This window comes from Methanofollis sp., assembly GCF_028702905.1.
Classification (GTDB): domain Archaea; phylum Halobacteriota; class Methanomicrobia; order Methanomicrobiales; family Methanofollaceae; genus Methanofollis.
The window spans coordinates 1-16,401 of the sequence record NZ_JAQVNX010000044.1 but is presented as its reverse complement, the minus strand read 5'-3'; the positions used below and the strand labels follow the sequence as shown (position 1 = coordinate 16,401).

The 16,401-nt window shown below is 62.4% G+C and carries 17 protein-coding genes; 12 read left to right on the top strand and 5 right to left on the bottom strand.

Annotated features, from left to right (window positions below; all coding sequences use genetic code 11):
* Positions 1–982 precede the first annotated feature (982 nt).
* The 12 genes from PHP59_RS06905 to PHP59_RS06850 all read left to right on the top strand — a co-directional run bounded on the left by PHP59_RS06905 (position 983) and on the right by PHP59_RS06850 (position 12,243).
* Positions 983–1,807: a sulfite exporter TauE/SafE family protein gene (locus PHP59_RS06905; RefSeq protein WP_300165390.1), complete on the top strand. Its 825-nt coding sequence runs from the start codon at positions 983–985 to the stop codon at positions 1,805–1,807.
* 35 nt (positions 1,808–1,842) lie between these two features.
* The gene (locus PHP59_RS06900) at positions 1,843–2,325 is read left to right on the top strand and encodes a TspO/MBR family protein (protein WP_300165388.1); all 483 of its coding nucleotides are present in this window, start codon (positions 1,843–1,845) and stop codon (positions 2,323–2,325) included.
* Positions 2,326–2,343: 18 nt separating this feature from the next.
* Positions 2,344–3,609: an SLC13 family permease gene (locus PHP59_RS06895; RefSeq protein WP_366943738.1), complete on the top strand. Its 1,266-nt coding sequence runs from the start codon at positions 2,344–2,346 to the stop codon at positions 3,607–3,609.
* A gap of 63 nt (positions 3,610–3,672) precedes the next feature.
* A complete protein-coding gene (gene rd, locus PHP59_RS06890; RefSeq protein WP_300165386.1) occupies positions 3,673–3,837 on the top strand; it encodes a rubredoxin in 165 nt (54 codons plus the stop codon).
* A 90-nt stretch (positions 3,838–3,927) separates the two neighbouring features.
* Complete coding sequence (locus PHP59_RS06885) at positions 3,928–4,089, top strand: rubredoxin (RefSeq protein ID WP_067049590.1); 162 nt, start codon at positions 3,928–3,930, stop codon at positions 4,087–4,089.
* Position 4,090: 1 nt separating this feature from the next.
* Positions 4,091–5,278 carry an FprA family A-type flavoprotein gene (locus PHP59_RS06880; protein WP_300165383.1) on the top strand — a complete coding sequence of 396 codons (1,188 nt, stop codon included), beginning with the start codon at positions 4,091–4,093 and terminating at the stop codon, positions 5,276–5,278.
* A 15-nt stretch (positions 5,279–5,293) separates the two neighbouring features.
* Positions 5,294–5,674, top strand: coding sequence for a desulfoferrodoxin (locus tag PHP59_RS06875; RefSeq protein WP_300165381.1), 381 nt, complete (start codon positions 5,294–5,296; stop codon positions 5,672–5,674).
* Positions 5,675–6,338: 664 nt separating this feature from the next.
* On the top strand, positions 6,339–7,313 hold the full coding sequence (locus tag PHP59_RS06870; protein ID WP_300165379.1) for a phosphoribulokinase: 975 nt from the start codon (positions 6,339–6,341) through the stop codon (positions 7,311–7,313).
* 38 nt (positions 7,314–7,351) lie between these two features.
* On the top strand, positions 7,352–8,812 hold the full coding sequence (locus tag PHP59_RS06865; RefSeq protein WP_300165377.1) for a potassium transporter TrkG: 1,461 nt from the start codon (positions 7,352–7,354) through the stop codon (positions 8,810–8,812).
* Between the two features lie 510 nt (positions 8,813–9,322).
* Positions 9,323–10,141: a Ni-sirohydrochlorin a,c-diamide reductive cyclase ATP-dependent reductase subunit gene (gene cfbC, locus PHP59_RS06860; protein WP_300165375.1), complete on the top strand. Its 819-nt coding sequence runs from the start codon at positions 9,323–9,325 to the stop codon at positions 10,139–10,141.
* Positions 10,101–11,144: a nitrogenase component 1 gene (locus tag PHP59_RS06855; protein WP_300165373.1), complete on the top strand. Its 1,044-nt coding sequence runs from the start codon at positions 10,101–10,103 to the stop codon at positions 11,142–11,144. Before cfbC ends, PHP59_RS06855 begins: the two co-directional genes overlap by 41 nt.
* Positions 11,137–12,243, top strand: a complete 1,107-nt coding sequence (locus tag PHP59_RS06850) for a nitrogenase component 1 (protein WP_300165371.1) — start codon at positions 11,137–11,139, stop codon at positions 12,241–12,243. Before PHP59_RS06855 ends, PHP59_RS06850 begins: the two co-directional genes overlap by 8 nt.
* Here the strand turns inward: PHP59_RS06850 and PHP59_RS06845 are convergent.
* From PHP59_RS06845 to PHP59_RS06825, 5 genes are all read right to left on the bottom strand, one after another.
* Positions 12,238–13,017, bottom strand: coding sequence for an energy-coupling factor transporter transmembrane protein EcfT (locus PHP59_RS06845; RefSeq protein WP_300165370.1), 780 nt, complete (start codon positions 13,015–13,017; stop codon positions 12,238–12,240). The two genes, PHP59_RS06850 and PHP59_RS06845, sit on opposite strands and share 6 nt — an antisense overlap.
* A complete protein-coding gene (locus PHP59_RS06840; RefSeq protein WP_300165369.1) occupies positions 13,014–14,450 on the bottom strand; it encodes an ABC transporter ATP-binding protein in 1,437 nt (478 codons plus the stop codon). Before PHP59_RS06840 ends, PHP59_RS06845 begins: the two co-directional genes overlap by 4 nt.
* Positions 14,440–14,985: an ECF transporter S component gene (locus PHP59_RS06835; protein WP_300165368.1), complete on the bottom strand. Its 546-nt coding sequence runs from the start codon at positions 14,983–14,985 to the stop codon at positions 14,440–14,442. Before PHP59_RS06835 ends, PHP59_RS06840 begins: the two co-directional genes overlap by 11 nt.
* The gene (locus PHP59_RS06830) at positions 14,985–15,782 is read right to left on the bottom strand and encodes a hypothetical protein (protein ID WP_300165367.1); all 798 of its coding nucleotides are present in this window, start codon (positions 15,780–15,782) and stop codon (positions 14,985–14,987) included. Before PHP59_RS06830 ends, PHP59_RS06835 begins: the two co-directional genes overlap by 1 nt.
* Before the next feature lies 1 nt (position 15,783).
* Positions 15,784–16,401 (bottom strand): ABC transporter substrate-binding protein (locus PHP59_RS06825; RefSeq protein ID WP_300165365.1); only part of this gene is annotated, 618 nt, incomplete at its 5' end.

Genomic DNA, 16,401 nt, shown 5'->3' with positions numbered 1-16,401 from the left:
TCCTGAGTGCGGAGGGATACTTGATTCCTCTCCTTGCAACAGGGCACCTGAAGGATACTGTTCAATTGCCGCCCCTCGGCTATCTTCATCCGTGGGGGGTCCGGGGGGCAACGCCCCCGGTACGAGATGGCGGTGAAGATTCTGCGGTCGGGGCGGCACGCCTGATCATCACCCCTTCCCACATTTTCACGCCGGCGGCGCTGCCCCCGGACCCCCGGGACGAAGATAGGGGCAGGAAGGCAGAGAGCCCGATCGTTCTGCGGGCGGTTTTGTTCTCCGTATATCGGGTATGAGAGAAATCCGTGTGTTCAAATTCTCATCCATAACTCCAGAATTGAACGTCTGGATCATTTTCATGGTAAACCCTCTCGGGAAAGTACTTCCTGAAGCAATAGGGGGAAAATTCTGTTCAGAAGTGCCTGGTCCAGGGGGCTCCCCATCCCCCCTGCCATTAAGATAGGGGCAGGGATGGCATACTCATCCAGGACTCCGGCCCTGTCTTCCCGGGACCAATCCTCGCGCGGGGGTCCGTGGGAACGACCGAAGGGAGTCGAGAAAATCTTTGATTTTCGGCGTCAGTCCCCCGGCGAACGGGAAGGCAGAGGATCAGCACACACCATCAACCTATGTAGGAGGAATTACCATGAAAATGATCCAGAAGATTCGTTCTCCGGGTTTTCATGGGGTTTTGACCCTCAACGAGCACCCCATGATGGAGATAGAGAGAACAAAACCACCTTCAGAAAGGTTTGCCCTCTGCCTTCCCCGTCCCATCACAATTCCGGGGGCCCGGGGGCAGCGCCCCCGGCGCGAGCGTGCGGGAAGGCACGTCGACCAGACGAACTCCTCAGAACAATTTTCATGCGGCGTTATGACAACTCCCCGGTCCTGTTCCCACATGCCGGACAATACCTTTTTTACGCGAAGGGATCGGTCTGTGCCGAACACTATGTACAGGGAGATGCAACAGGTGTAGGAGAGCATGATCGACCTCCTTCCCCTTCTTGTGCTGGTGCTGATCGGCGTCTCTGCCGGCCTTCTCTCCGGCATGCTTGGCGTGGGCGGCGGCTTCATTATGGTCCCGGTGCAGTTCTGGCTATATTCCGCATCAGGCTACTCGGACGAGGTCGCTCTCAGGCTCGCCTTTGCAACGAGCCTCGCTGTCATCCTCCCCACCGCCCTGAGCAGTGCCGTCGGCCACCACCGGAAGGGCGCCGTCGTCTGGCGGGCGGGGGCGCTCCTTGGTGCTGCGGCCCTGCCTGCGGCGGTCTTCGGCGCATGGCTTGCCACGCTCCTCCCTGCCGCGCCTCTTGAGACTTTTTTCGGCCTTGTCGTCCTCGCCGCCGGGGCACGCACCTTCTTCGCCCCTCCGGAGAGTGCGGAGGTGCCGGCGGTCCCGGAGACGCGGTACCTCCTCTGGGGCGTCCCGGTCGGCCTGGTCTCCGGCCTTGCAGGCATCGGCGGTGGCGTCATCCTGGTTCCGATCCTCACCGTGGTTCTCCGCTTCCCGATGCACCGCGCCGTCGCGACCTCGACGGTCGTGATGCTCGCAGCCGCCAGCGGCGGTCTTGTCACGTACATGGTCCTCGGGCAGGGAGTCGCCGGCCTCCCGCCCCTTGCTGTCGGCTACGCGGACTTCTTCCAGGCCGCAGTGCTGGCCGCGGCGAGCATCCCGGCGGCGCAGGTGGGGGCCCTCATCTCCCACCGCATGCCAGTGCGGCTCCTGAAGGGCGTGTTTGTCGTGCTCACCACCTATATCGGCCTGCGGATGATCGGGGTCTTCTCCATCCTCGGTCTCCCCCTCTGATGAACACTCATATAGGGGGATGACGATCCTCCCTCATGGCCACCCTCTCCGATCCCGTCCGCCTCGTCGTCTCGGTCGCCCTGACCCTCCTTGCCGGCTTTGCAGGTTCGATCTTCACGGCGCCGCAGATACCCGGCTGGTACGCCGGGCTCGCGAAGTCCCCGTTGAACCCGCCTGCCTGGGTCTTCGGCCCTGTCTGGACGATCCTTTTCATCCTGATGGGTATCTCGCTCTTTCTCGTCTGGCGGGAGGGGACGGAGCGGCCCGAGGTCAGGGCTGCCCTCCTCGCCTTCGGGGTGCAGCTCGCGCTCAACGTCCTCTGGTCGGTCCTCTTCTTCGGCCTGCAGTCGCCCCTTCTCGGGTTTCTTGAGATCATTCTCCTCTGGGGTGCGGTCCTCGCCACCATCGTCCTCTCGGCCCGCGTCTCGAAAACGGCCGCCTGGCTCCTCCTGCCGTACCTCCTCTGGGTGAGTTTTGCCGCCTACCTCACCTGGGCGGTCTGGACCCTCAACCCCTGAACCTGCCGGAAGGGAGATATAGAGAGAAAAATACCCTTTTTCACGCACATCACCCTCGTCATCGTCGGTGCCGTCTTCCTCCTCATCGCCTTCAGGCAGACCCTCGGCGTCAGGATCTCCATCTGGCAGATCATGCTCGGCGGAGCGGTCGCCATGCTCCTTTCAGGCTCGGTCAGCCCGGTGTCGGCACTTCAGGCGATCGATCCCGATGTCATGATCTTCCTCTTCTGCATGTTCCTCATCGGCGTCGCCCTGGAGGAGAGCGGCTACCTTTCCACCCTGAGCACGGCCCTCCTCGGCCGTGCAAAAACGGCGGGGGGCCTCATCGTCCTTCTCGTTCTCTTTGCCGGTATCGGTTCCGCTCTCCTGATGAACGACACTCTCGCCGTCATCGGGACACCTCTCGTCCTCGGGTATGCGGTGCGGTACGGGATCCGGTCGCAGGCTCTTCTCCTTGCCCTTGCCTTTGCCGTAACGACAGGGAGCGCCGCAAGCCCGATCGGGAACCCGCAGAACCTCCTGGTCGCCACGAAGGGGGGTTTTGCCGACCCGCTCACGGCGTTCCTCATCGCCCTTGCGCCGCCGACCGTCCTTGCTCTCCTTCTTGTCTGCGCCGTTCTCTTCGTCGCCTTCAGGGAAGAGTGGGGAAAAAGTCTCGACGCCCCCGCGCCGCCCGCGTGTATCGGAGACCCCGACCTCACGACACTTGCCCGGACCTCCCTTATCGTCGTCGTCGCCCTGATCATCGCAAAGATTGTCATCTTCGCGGTCGCACCCGGAACCGACATCCCTCTCATTGCCATCGCCGTCGCCGCCGCCGTCCCCCTCCTGGTCCTCTCTCCCCGCAGGACTGAACTCGTGAGGAAAGTCGACTGGGCGACACTCGTCTTCTTCGCCGCCCTCTTCGTCGTCATGGCCGGCGTGCGGGAAAGCGGCGCCCTCACCGACCTGATGGCAGGTGCCGGCGAGGCCGCACCCTCTATCCCGATGATCATTGCTGCGGGCATAGTCCTCAGCCAGTTCATATCCAATGTCCCCTTCGTCGCTCTCGCCCTCCCCATCCTCACCAATGCCGGGACAGGGGATGTAGGGATGCTCGCCCTCGCGGCCGGGAGCACCATCGCCGGGAACCTGACGATTGCCGGGGCGGCAAGCAACGTCATCATCGTGCAGGGTGCCGAAAGGCGGGGGGCCACCCTGGACTTCTTTGGTTTCATGAAGATCGGCCTGCCGCTCACCCTCCTCCAGGCAACGGTCTACACCGGGTGGCTGCTCCTGATCTGAGGTTTCGCTGCATCATTCGGTAAAACTATATGAGAAAAGGCGCCAGTTCTTCACTGGTGACCTATGGATCAGTATCAGTGCATGGTCTGCGGGTATATCTATGACCCGGAAAAGGGAGATCCCGATGGTGGGATTGCTCCCGGAACATTCTTTGACAACCTCCCCGAAGACTGGGTCTGCCCGGTCTGCGGTGCACAGAAGAGCAACTTTGTCCGGATGGACGAGTGAGAGGGGTTCGGTCCCTTCGGGGACACTCCGGGTGTTATTTCTGCCATAAGGCGAAGACTTATAGAGGAAAAGGCTGAGTGAGGAGAGACTATGGAAAAATATCAGTGTATGATCTGCGGTCATGTCTATGACCCGGCAAAGGGGGAACCGAAACAGAAGATCGAAGCGGGCATTGCATTTGCAGACCTTGCCGACGACTGGATCTGCCCGGTCTGCGGGGCTGCGAAGACAAAATTCAAACCGGTGGCATGACATGGCCGTACGGGAGATTGTGCCTGATGTCTACTCGGTTGGTGCCGTCGACTGGGATCTGCGGCTCTTCGACGCCCTGATCGGCACCCCTGAGGGGACGAGTTACAACGCCTTCGTGGTCAGGGGGACGGAGAAGACCGCACTCATCGACACTGTCGACCCGAAGTTCGAGGAAGACATCCTGAAGAACCTGATGAAGCTCGGCATGTCGTCCCTGGACTACATCGTCATCAACCACGCCGAGCAGGACCACTCAGGCACCCTGCCTCTCCTCCTGGAGATGTTCCCCGGGGCGACTGTCATCGCTGACGAGAAATGCTGCGACCTCCTCGACCGCCTCCTGCAGGTCCCGCCCGAGAGGATCCAGATGGTGAAGGACGGCGACACTCTCGACCTCGGCGGAAAGACGCTTGAGTTCCTTGTCGCGCCCTGGGTCCACTGGCCCGAGACGATGCTCACCTTCGAGAAGGAGGACGGTATCCTCTTCTCCTGCGACCTCTTCGGGTCCCATCTCGCCACGAGCGAACTCTTCGTGAAAGATTTCGCGACCGTCTACCACGCGGCGAAACGCTACTACGCCGAGATCATGATGCCCTTCAGGACGAGCGTGAAGGCGGCGATGCAGAAGGCGGCCGAGAGAAATGTGGCGATCATCGCCCCGAGCCACGGCCCGCTGTACCGCGACCCCTCGCTCATCCTGGACGCCTATGAAGACTGGACCTCGGACGCCGTGAAGAACCTCGTTCTGATCCCGTACGTTTCGATGCACGGGAGCACGGCGAAGATGGTCTCGTTCTTCACCGACGCCCTCATCGAGCGGGGGGTCGAGGTGCGGCCCTATGACCTGACGCGGGCAGACCTCGGCGAGGTGGCGATGACATCTGTCGACGCGGCGACGATCGTCTTTGCAGCGCCGACCGTCCTCTTCGGCCCGCACCCGACGGCCGTCCATGTGGCTTATCTCCTCGGCGCCCTGAAGCCGAAGGCGAAGTTCGTCTCGGTCATCGGCTCCTTTGGCTGGGGCGGCAGGACCGTCCAGTACCTCACCGACACCCTCGCCCCCCTCAAGGCCGAGATGATCGATCCCGTCTATGTCCGTGGTTATCCCGGACCGGAGGACCTTTCCGCGCTCGTCGACCTCGCCGACACAATTGTTAAGAAGCATGAGGGCATAGTGACCAAACCGTAGAGGGGAGGATCACGGATGACCGAACTGCTGGACGTTTATAAATGTGAAAAGTGCGGGAATGTCGCGAAGATCGCACATGCCGGCGACGGGCAGCTGGTCTGCTGCGGAGTGCCGATGGTGAAGATGGAGGAGAAGACCGCCGACGTCGGGAAGGAGAAGCACGTTCCAGTCCTTGAGAAGACGGAGACAGGGATCAGGGTGAAGGTGGGCGGCGTCCCGCACCCGATGGAGGAGAAGCACTATATCGAGTGGGTCGAGGTGCGGAAGGGGCGCAAGCTCTATGTCCACAAGCTCAAGCCCGGCGACGCCCCCGAGGCCGTCTTCCCGGTCGACGACGTCAATGCAAAGACCCGGATCTACTGCAATATCCACGGTCTCTGGACGAACAGGAAATAATTTGTCGTGGGACCGCTCTGGAAATGGTTTCTTGAGCGGCTCTCGATCTTTTTTTTTAGATGGTGCGGATCGGAGAGATTCTCCTATGTCGGTCCAGGACAATTGCCGCGTTCAACGGAATGAGTGCCGACACGCCGCCTTCACCCACTGGCGAGTGCGAGCGAGTTCGACAGATCAACTCTGTAGAACTCTCCTCCTCGGATTGATTCATCCGCCTGATCCTATGAGATGAAGTGTCAATCCCCCGCCTTAACCTAGAGTTTTCTGGGGGACCAGTGGGGAAACTAGTGGGGAAGGTAGTGTCTGTGTATCTCCCCCGGGGGGCTCTGCCCCCCGGTCCCCCCACCATTAGGATAGGGGGCGGACTGGCTCCCTCCGCTGGATATCGTGTTCACTCTTCCCCGGACCAATCCTGAGCGGGGTGCGAACGAAGTGAGCATGAGAAGACGGAGTCTTCGAGGTGCGAGCGATAGTGAGTTCGAGAAAATCTTTGATTTTCGCTGTGCGGGGGCGTAGTCCCCCGGCAAAATGGTGGGGGGAATGTGGTGGATCTGCGTCCCTGCGAATCGCAGGAAGAAACCTTACTCTGTGCGAAGGTCTTAACAGAACCCCTCTCCTTCACCTTTCGCAACCTTTAACTCCCCGGCCCCACCTCTGCAGATCGATGGACACCCCCGTATTCAGGGAGAGGATCGCCGCTTCCTCTTCAGTCTTCGTCATCGGCGTCGCAGGCGACAGCGGGTCGGGGAAGACGACCTTCACCCGTGCGATCAGGGAGATCCTCGGCGAAGACCTTGTCTCCACCATTACCCTCGACGACTATCATCGCTATGACCGGGAGGAACGGCGTAAACGGGGGATCACCCCCCTCATCCCCGAGGCGAACGACCTCGACCTGCTGGCAGACCATATCCGGGCCCTGAAACGTGGCGAGGGCATCATGAAACCGGTCTACAACCATGACAACGGGACTTTCGACCGACCGGTGCCTTTCCGGCCCTCGAAGGTGCTCATCCTCGAAGGCCTCCATACCTTCTTCACCGCCGACCTGCGCGACCTCATTGATGTCTCCATCTTCGTGGACCCTGACCCGTGCGTCAAAAGACTCTGGAAACTGCGCCGTGATATGGAAGGGCGGGGGTACGCGAGAGAGGAGGTCCTTGCCGAGATGAAGGAGCGGGAGCCCGACTATGCGCGGTATATCGCCCCGCAACGCCGCTTCGTGGATGCGGTGGTGAGGATCGCCTATTCGGGCTACGGTGCGGAGGCAAGCGAGGTGCGGAATATCTACCGGGTCACGGTGCTCCAGAAAAAACTTATCCGGCAGATGATGGAGATCGGGCTCTCCATCGATCTCGGGGAACTCCTCACGCTCTCTGACCGGCCCTTTCTCCTCGAGTACGGGATATCAAACGTCGACGGTCAGGAGATGAGCGCCCTCACCTTCGACGGCGAGATCAACCACTCGGCAATCAGGAGACTGGCGAGGATCCTCGGACGGCAGACAAAGGCCGAGGGCATCAGGGTCTACTGCGACCGGCAGTACGTCACCGCCGGCGAGGTTGCCGAACTCATCCTTGCCTGGCGGATCCTCAACCGCTGGTTCGTGCTGCAGGGGGATACACAACGCACAGGATAAGAAAAGGATAAGTCCTCCAGAGCAGAGATCTGTAATCAATGGACCGATTCGAGTATTTCTCCAGCGTCTCCGGGGATATGGGGAAGATCCTGAGGTTCATGGGCCTGATAGCCGCCATCCCCCTCATCGTCACCGTCGCCTACTCGGAATGGGAGATGTTTGTCCCGATGGGCCTGGTCCCTCTCCTCTTCATCATCGTCGGCAGCCTGCTTGCGCAGGTGCCGCGGCCGGCGCGGGAGCCGCGCCTCTCCGTTGCGCTGATGGCAGTCGCCCTGATCTGGCTCATCTCGGCATTGATCGGATCGGTCCCCTTCATTATCGGCCTGCACATGTCGGTGACAGACAGCATCTTCGAGGCGATGTCTGGCTGGACTGATACAGGCCTGACCCTCCTCCCCGATGTCGGCGCCGCCCCGAAAACCCTCCTCTTCTGGCGTTCATTCATGCAGTGGCTCGGCGGCATCGGGATCGTCGCCTTCACCGTCGCCCTCGCCAGCAGGTCAGGCCTTGTCCAGCGCGGGCTGTACCGCTCTGAAGCACGCTCCGAGGCATTCATGCCGAGCGTCGTCGGCACCGGCATGGCCATGTGGCGGATCTATATCATCATCACCCTCCTCTCTTTCGGGCTCGTCCTCCTCTCGGGCGTGCCCGTCTGGGACGCGGTGAACCTGACCCTGACGGCGATCGCCACCGGCGGTTTCTCGGTCACGTCAGGGGGCATATCAGACTACAACAACGTCCTTCTCGAACTCTCCCTCGTGGTCGTGATGCTCGCCGGAGCCATGCCCTTCAAACTCTATTACCTGATGTATCATCACAGGACATTCAGCGTCTTCGGGGACCGTCAGGCCGTCACTCTCCTGATCCTCGCCCTCAGCGGTTTTGTCGTCCTCACCCTCGACCTCTTCGTCCTCACCGGTACCGACCTTTTGACCGCGATGCGCCGGGGGATATTCATGGCGGCGGCCGGGATATCGAGTACAGGTTTCCAGACGGCTTCTCCCAACCTCTGGCCCCCGGTAACAACCCTCTTTCTGATCATCCTGGTGCTGATCGGGGGTTCGTCGGGCTCGACCGCCGGTGGCCTCAAGATCTCCCGTGTCCTCCTCGGTCTGGAGAGTCTGCTCTGGTGGTTCAGGCGGATCTTCGTCTCCGGCAAGGCAATTATTCCCTTCAGGCACGAGGGACGGACGGTGCAGAAGAACATCGCCGAGGTGGAGGTCTCGAAGAACATGCTCATCATCATCATGTACTTCCTGACAATCTTTCTCTGCACTGTTGCCGTCCTCCACTTCGAGCCTCAGACCTCCTTCGAGTCCTCGAATGTCATCTTCGAGATCACCTCTGCCTTCTGCAACAACGGGATCTCCACCGGTTTTGTCAATCCCGATATGAACCTCCCCACAAAATGGGTATTCATCTTCCTGATGTGGTTCGGGAGGCTGGAGATTGTGCCGGTGCTCGTCCTCTTCGTCGGCATTGTCAAGGGCTTCGACTGAGAGGTCATCCCGGAAATCTCGTTCATTTTCCATATCACTGCATGCATGGCTCTGGAGAATTGCCCATGAAACGGATTTTCAAGCGGTTCTTTGAAACCATATCTGATGTTTTTCATGAGGTTATCTCAAAACTCGTGTTCATTTGGTTATGGAGAAATCTCATGTCTGGGTAGATGTTCCCCTGGATTCTCTGGCGAAGGGTGTGAACCCCCCGCCTTCCCCCCATTCTCCACCGGGGGACTGACGCCCCCGGACCCCTGAAAACAGGATAGAACCCGGGAAGGGTAGATTCGATCGTGAAGGGGTCTGCCATCCACTCTCCTATCCTAATGGTGGGGGGACCGGGGGGTAAAAACCCCCGGAACAGGCACCAGAACAGGATTTTTCCAGAGCCGAAGGCGAATCATTCCATCACCATGACAAGAGTTCTGATCAATTCCGGGATAACATCCAGGTAATTTGTGTTAAAACCAACGCACTATATATCTGATGCAGGCCCATGAAAGAAGGATGAAACAGATCGCCCTGTACGGCAAGGGAGGGATCGGCAAATCCACCACGTCGGCAAATCTCTCCGCGGCCCTTGGAGAGGCCGGCCTCGACGTCCTGCAGATCGGCTGCGACCCGAAGCACGATTCTACCAGGATGTTGATGCACGGGGCATGGATACCGACCGTCCTCGACCTTGTCAGGGAGCGGGGCGAAGGCGAGATCACCCCCGACGAGGTGGTCTTTACCGGGTATGCGGGTGTCAGGTGCGTCGAGGCCGGCGGCCCCGAGCCCGGCATCGGCTGCGCCGGCCGGGGGATCATCGCTACCTTCCAGCTCCTCGAACGTCTCGGGGCCCTGAAAGGCGACATGATCGTCTATGACGTCCTCGGTGACGTCGTCTGCGGCGGGTTTGCAATGCCGATGCGGGAGGGATATGCGCAGGAGGTCTACCTTGTCACGTCAGGGGAGCTGATGTCCCTGTACGCCGCCAACAATATTGCCCGGGCGATCACCCGCCTCTCGAAAAGGTCGCGGAGTTCGTGCAGCCTCGCCGGGGTCATCTGCAACGCGAAGAACACCGAGGGCGAGGAGGAGCTTGTCCGTGAGTTTGCCCGGCGGATCAACTCTGAGATGGTCGCTTATATCCCACGGTCCCGGACCGTGCAGCTTGCCGAGATCCACAGGCAGACGGTGATGGAGTATGCCCCTGCATCGGAGCAGGCCGCCGTCTACCGGAGTCTTGCCGCACAGGTGGCGGCAAACACCCGGAGTTCGATACCGACACCCCTTGAGATGGATGAACTTGAAGACCTCGCCCTCCAGTTCACGCCGGTATGAGGGCTGCACCCTCACCGGGGCCCTCTCGGTCACGACACAGGTAGAGGACGCCGTCACCATCATGCACGGCCCTGCCGGATGCGCCCACCACAATTTTTCCCTGCTCCATGCTGTCATGGCCGACCAGGGCTGTCTGCGCCTCCCGTCTGTGGTCTCCACCGATCTGGGCGAGCGTGATATCATCTTCGGCGGGGAGGAGGCGCTGGAGAGGACGGTCAGGCGGGCGGCCGACAACGGTGCGGCCGCGGTCTTTGTCCTCACGACCTGCATCGCCGGGACGATCGGGGACGATGTCGCCTCTGTCTGTGCCGCCGACTTTGGCGTGCCTGTCATACCAGTGCCGACGGCCGGTTTTCTCGGAGGGGTCTTTACGGATGGTCTTCATGCGGCCCTGACGGCCCTTGCCGGTGCGGCGGGTCCGGCGACGGCCATGTCAGGGACAGTGACGATCATCGGGGAGAAGAACCTGGAGTTCGAGGTCGAGGAGAACTACAGGGAAGTTGAAAGGCTCCTTGCCGCCCTTGGTGTCGATGTCGGCCTGCGCTTTGTGCGGGCGGTGCGGTTCGCCGACCTTGCGACGCTTGGGGCCGGGCGGCTGAACATTCTCAGGGAGCCGGCCCTCGCCCCTGTCGGCGAGACATTGAAGAAGCGTTTCGGCACGCCGTACATCCCCTCCTTTCCCATCGGGATGGAGGGGAGCATCAGCTTCCTGAAGGAAGCAGGTTCTGCTCTCGGCGTGCCGTCGGACGATGCCGTCGCCGCGGAGGAGGAGAGGCAGGATGAGATGCTTGCCTCCTTTGCCGACATGAGGGGGGCGGCCTTTTCTCCCGGTCCCATGACCCTTCATGCGCTGGAATATGCCCCGGTGCGCCGGGTGATGGAGGCGCTCGACCTGAAGGAGGACACAGGCGGTGCCGGCCTCGCCCTGCCGTACAGCCCGCCGGTCGGGACGGCTGGAATCAGGCGCCTGCTCCACCGCTGGAGGAGGCAGATCCATGCCTGAACGTCTCTGCTCAAACCCGGTCTGGCCCTGCGCGATGTGCGGCGCCGCGTCCTGTCTTTCCGGCTTTTCCGGCCTTGACGTGGTGATCCACGGTTCTTCTGGCTGTTACTTCTATCCGGCCTCTCTTCTCCAGACGCCCATCCATGCCACCCTCATCATGGAGGAGGAAGTGATTTTCGGGGCCGAGGAGCGCCTGCGCCGGGTGGTCGGCGAGATCGCGGGTAATGGCAGGCCGGTGGCGGTGGTCCAGAGCTGCGTCCCTGCCGTGATGGGAGAGGACATCGGAAAGGCCCTTGAGGGGATGGAGGCGTTTGTCGTCGACAGTCCGGGGTTTGCGGGTGGCATGGAAGAGGGGTACCGCCGGGCGGTCGCCGCCCTTGCCCCGGCCGTCGATCCCGGCGAAACAGGGATCACCATTGACGGACTGAACCCGATCGACCCCTTCTGGCGGGGGAACCTGCTGGAGGCCGAAAGGCTGGTCGGCGCGGCCGGGGGGACAGTCGCCGCTACCATAGCCGCCGGCCCTCTCGACAGTCTCCGCCGGTGCGGTTCGACCGTCCTCCAGACCAACCCGGGCCTTGCGTCCGGGATAGGCACGCCGGTCGGATCCCTCCTCGGCATCCCCGCGACAAAAGCGGCCTTCGAGAGCCTCGCCGATCTCCGCGGCCTCGATGTCGGTGCCGTGCTCGACGAAGCCGACACCGCGGAGGAGAGGATCGGCCGCGCCTCCGACAAGTTCCTCTCCCGCTCTGACCCGCCGACTGTCGCTGTCTTCGGGGAGGCGGCATATACCGCCTTCGTCTCCGACGCGCTCGTCCATTATCTCGACGCCGAGGTCGTCGTCAATGCCCCGCGGAACGGCGAGGGTGCGGTCACCTCCCTCGACGCGATCAGGGACATGATCCTGGAGACCGAGCCGGGCCTGATCCTGGGGTCGTCCTTCGAGCACGCCGTCGCCCCCGACGTCCCCTATGTCGGGATCACCTTCCCGCAGCGCGGGCGGGTCCGCCTGAGGGCCCGCACCCTTGCCGGGATCGAGGGTTCGCTCAGCCTCATGGATGATGTCCTCAATGCCTGCATGGAGAGGAAGGGTTCATGAGAGGACAGCCGCGAGGGCGGCGTAGACGAGGACGAGCAGAATAAGGTATGCGTCCTCCCGTGTGACGCTCCTCCTGCCGTACCGCGTCGGGCGGTCTGTGCAGCCGAATCCCCGGCACTCCATCGCCTCCGAGACCTGCCGCGCCCGTGAAAGGACCGAGACTGTCGCCGGGACAAAGAGCGCCAGGATCTTGTGCCTGTTTTCCAGCAGATTTCCCCTGTCGAATTCAAGGCCCCGCGACCTCTGGGCGTCCATGATCCCGGCGATGTCCGCGGTGAGGGCCGAGATGGAGCGGAGGGCATAGCCCAAGGAGAAGGCGAGGGTGTTCGGGAGGCCGAGGGAGCGCATGCTCCCGACAAATTCTGAGAAGGGCGTCGTCATGATGAAGAGGAACGAGTAGCCGCCGATGGAAAGGAGGCGGAGGCCCATTGCAAGGGCGAAGAGGATGCCACCTTCTGAGAGGGTTACCTGGAGGGGCCCGATATCTGCGGTGAAGTAGACCGCGCCGGAAATGACGCGGGGGAAGAAGGCGTCGATGACCAGGACGAAAAGAAAGAGGGGAGCCAGGAAGCGGAGCGACCGTACGAACGGCCTGATCAGGCGGGAGAGTACGGCGATGAGAACGATGCCCGCGCAGAGGACGAAGACGGGGAGGGGTTCCTCGGTGAGGAGTGCCGTCGCACTGACGATGACCAGGGCCGCCGTTTTTGTCGCCGGGTCGAGGCGGTGGAGCCAGGTGTTTCCCGGCATGAAAAAGACGCCTTTTTTTGTCATCCTTCGTCTCCATCCGCCACAACCCGTCCCCCCCTGAGAGCGACCCTCCTGCCGCCGCAGAGTGCGGCGAACTCGGGGTCGTGGGTGGCGACGAGGACTGCACACCCGGCGCCGGCACGTTTCCTGAGCAGGGTTGAGAGTTCGGCCTTGCGTGCAGGGTCGAGGCCGAGCGTCGGTTCGTCCAGGACGAGGACAGGCGTGTCCATGGCAAGGATGCTTGCGATGGCGACACGCTGCTTCTCCCCGACCGAGAGGTTGAGGGGCGGCGTCTCCGTCCCGAGCACTTCGAGGCCGAGTATCTTCAGCGCCCCGTCCATGCAGTGCCCGATTCTTTCCGGCGTATATCCGAGGTTTTCCGGTGCGAAGGCGATCTCGTCCCTGACCGTCTCCGCGAAGAGCTGGGTGTCGGCGTGCTGGGCGAGGAGCCCGACAGAGCGGGCGGCCTCGGCCACAGTGAGGGTATTTGTCTCCCGACCGTTCACGACGACCTTCCCCTTGTTCGGCCTGAGGAGTCCGTTCGCATGCCGCAGGAGCGTGCTCTTTCCTGAACCGTTCGGCCCGGTGAGGAGGACGATCTCGCCGGCACCGATGCCGAAGGTCACGCCGTCGATGGCTGGATGGTCCTGCCCGGGATAGGCATAGGTCACCCCTTCGAAGGCGAGGAGGGGGGTTCCGGCGCCGGGTGCGGTGCCGACCGTGAGTTCCTCCTGCCGGGGTCCGGCATATGCCGCGGGTGTGCCGTCGGAGACGACCGTCCCGTCCCTGATGCCGACGACACGGGTGCAGACCCGGAGGAATGGGGCGGTGCGGTGCTCCGCGACGACGATGGTCAGGCCCCTCTCCCTGTTCAGTCGGGAGAGGACTGCGACAAGCCTCCGGGCGGCGTCGGCGTCGAGCCCTGATGTGGGCTCGTCGAGGAGGAGGATGGAGGGCTCCATAGCGAGGACCGCCGCGATCGCCACCCGCTGCTTCTCCCCCCAGGAGAGGGCGTCCACATCCCTCTTCAGGAGGTGGCCGATTCCCATCGTCCCGGCCGCACGACTGATCCGTGCCTCCATCTCCGGGTGGGAGAGGCCCATCTGTTCGAGTCCGAAGGCGAGTTCGGCCTCGACACCGGCGGTGAAGAGCTGGTGGTCGGGGTCCTGGAATACCGTCCCGACCTCAGGGGCAAGGCGGCAGACGCGGCAGTCCCTCACCTCGCGGCCGCGGACGACGACCCGGCCCTCTGCCGTCCCCCGGTGCGAGTGGGGGATGAGGCCGTTGATGCACCGCAGCAGGGTGGACTTGCCCGATCCCGAGGGGCCGGCAAGGAGGACGAATTCCCCCTCCCTGACGGCAAGGGAGACGCCCTTGAGCGCCTGCCTCTCCTGCCCCGACCTGTCCGGCGGATAGGAGACAGAGAGTCCTTCGATGAGGATCGCGTCAGGGCCCATGGCCTCCGATCACTCCGGCCCTGAGAAGGCGGCCGATGACAAGGGCGCCGATCGCCCCGCCGATCCCGCCGCAGACCAGGAAAGTCACCGAGGATATGCCGATGCCAAGGATGATGAAGGTGGCCGGGACACCGAGGAGGATGTGGACGCTGTAGTTCACCGCCATCTTCGCAATGTTGCCGGCCGCCCCGGCGATGAAACCGACGGCCGGGTTTTCCATGCGGAAGGCGAAGAGGACGGAGACGGCGTCGACGACAAGACCCATCGCCACATACTTGAAGACGTCGAAGAGGTGGAGCGGCTCAAGGCCGAAGAAGGAGAAAAGGAGGCCGGCGATCAGCCCGATATATGTGGCCGCCCCCGGTTTTTTGACGAGCCCGGCACCGATGATGAAGGGGATCGCGATGAAGATCCCGGAGTGGCCGGGAAAGTGGAGGGGGATCTTGATTATCGTCTTGGCGACGAAGACGAACGCCCCGCAGAGGGAGAGGAGGGCGGTCTCATACAGGGAGAAGTAGGGGTTTTTTAAAGTCATTATGCCGCCTCCGCATATTGTGTCGTGAGTTTCAGGGAGAAGGTCTCAGGCTGGGGGCAATCCACCGCGATGAGGAGGTAGACCGACCCGACGGCGCTGCCGCCCGTGTGGGTGAGGTAGAACCTCCCGGCCTGTGGGGCGTCGCGCGTGACCCCGCCCTTTTTCTGCGCCGGGTCGGTCGTGATATGAATGGCGTCGAGACCGCTGCCGTCCTTCTCGAACCAGAAGGTGACAGTGCCGGTCGGGATCTCGTCGGGGCCGAGGCCGTGGGTATTGGAGAGGCGGACCGTGGTCGGGTTGCCTGTCTTCAGGGGTACTGTCCAGGGCATGCCGTCACCGACGTCGGCCGTGCCCCGAACGAGATACCCGCATGTGCCATAGCCCTCCTGCCTGTTCGTCCATGCCGCCCCGCCGAAGGGCCGCGCCCCGTAGACGGAGAAGGCGGCCGTGCCGGCGAGGTCGGTGAAATTGTAGTCGATGGCGACAGACTGTATTTTGAAGAGGAAGGGGTTGCCCCCCTGCGGCGTCTCGTTCAGCATGACGCACATGAGGTACCACTGGTCGTCGGGGTTGCCTGTCAGGGTGTTCAGGGAGAGGGGACGGGCGTACGGCCTGTATTCTGCCGGGCCGTACATGAAGTCGGACCGCGTGAAGGTCATCTGTGACGAGATAATCGGGAGCGGTGTCTCGTCATCGGTCATGCAGAGGGACTCTGCCATGATCTGGACTGCCATTGCAAGGGCGGCGATAGCGGCCAGAAAGGCGAAACCGGCGATGACCCGCGTCCTGAACTCCATGTCAGTCTCTCTTTACTCCCCAGAACTGTCCGTCCTTCTCTTCGACATAGAGGATGGCCCTGCCGCCGACGGCGCAGGGCTTGACAGACTTGCCGTCCTTGCACCAGATGGTCCCGCCGTTGACCGGCCTGCCGTCAAGGGCGCATATGCCGTCGATGCCTGCGCCGAGGAGGGCGTCTGCCTCTGCGGGGCCCGTGATCTCTCTGACCCGGCCGACCTGAAGGAACCTCCCGTCGTTCCCTGTGGAGGCAAGCCCGATCCCGGCCATGCACCCGATCACGCCGTCCTCGGTGCCGCCGAGCCCTTCGAGCCTGATGCCGAGGTTTGCTGCAAGGGTCCGCGCCTTCTCCTGGGTGAGAACGGTGCACTTTGCGTCCTTTCCGAAGGCGACGAGGGCGGGGGAGACCTGATCTGCCGCGGCGACCGCAAGGCCGGGGTCGCTCCCCTCGACGAAGTCTCCGAGCATGATCTCCCGCGTCGTCTCGAAGATCTCCGGGATGTCGGCCTTCCCTGCGTCGGGGAGGTGGACGACCGCACAGGAGTTGTGCGAGGTGTAGGGGATCGCTTCATTGAAGAAGAGCTGGTGGCGGGTGACACCATAGATATCATATGTTTCTGA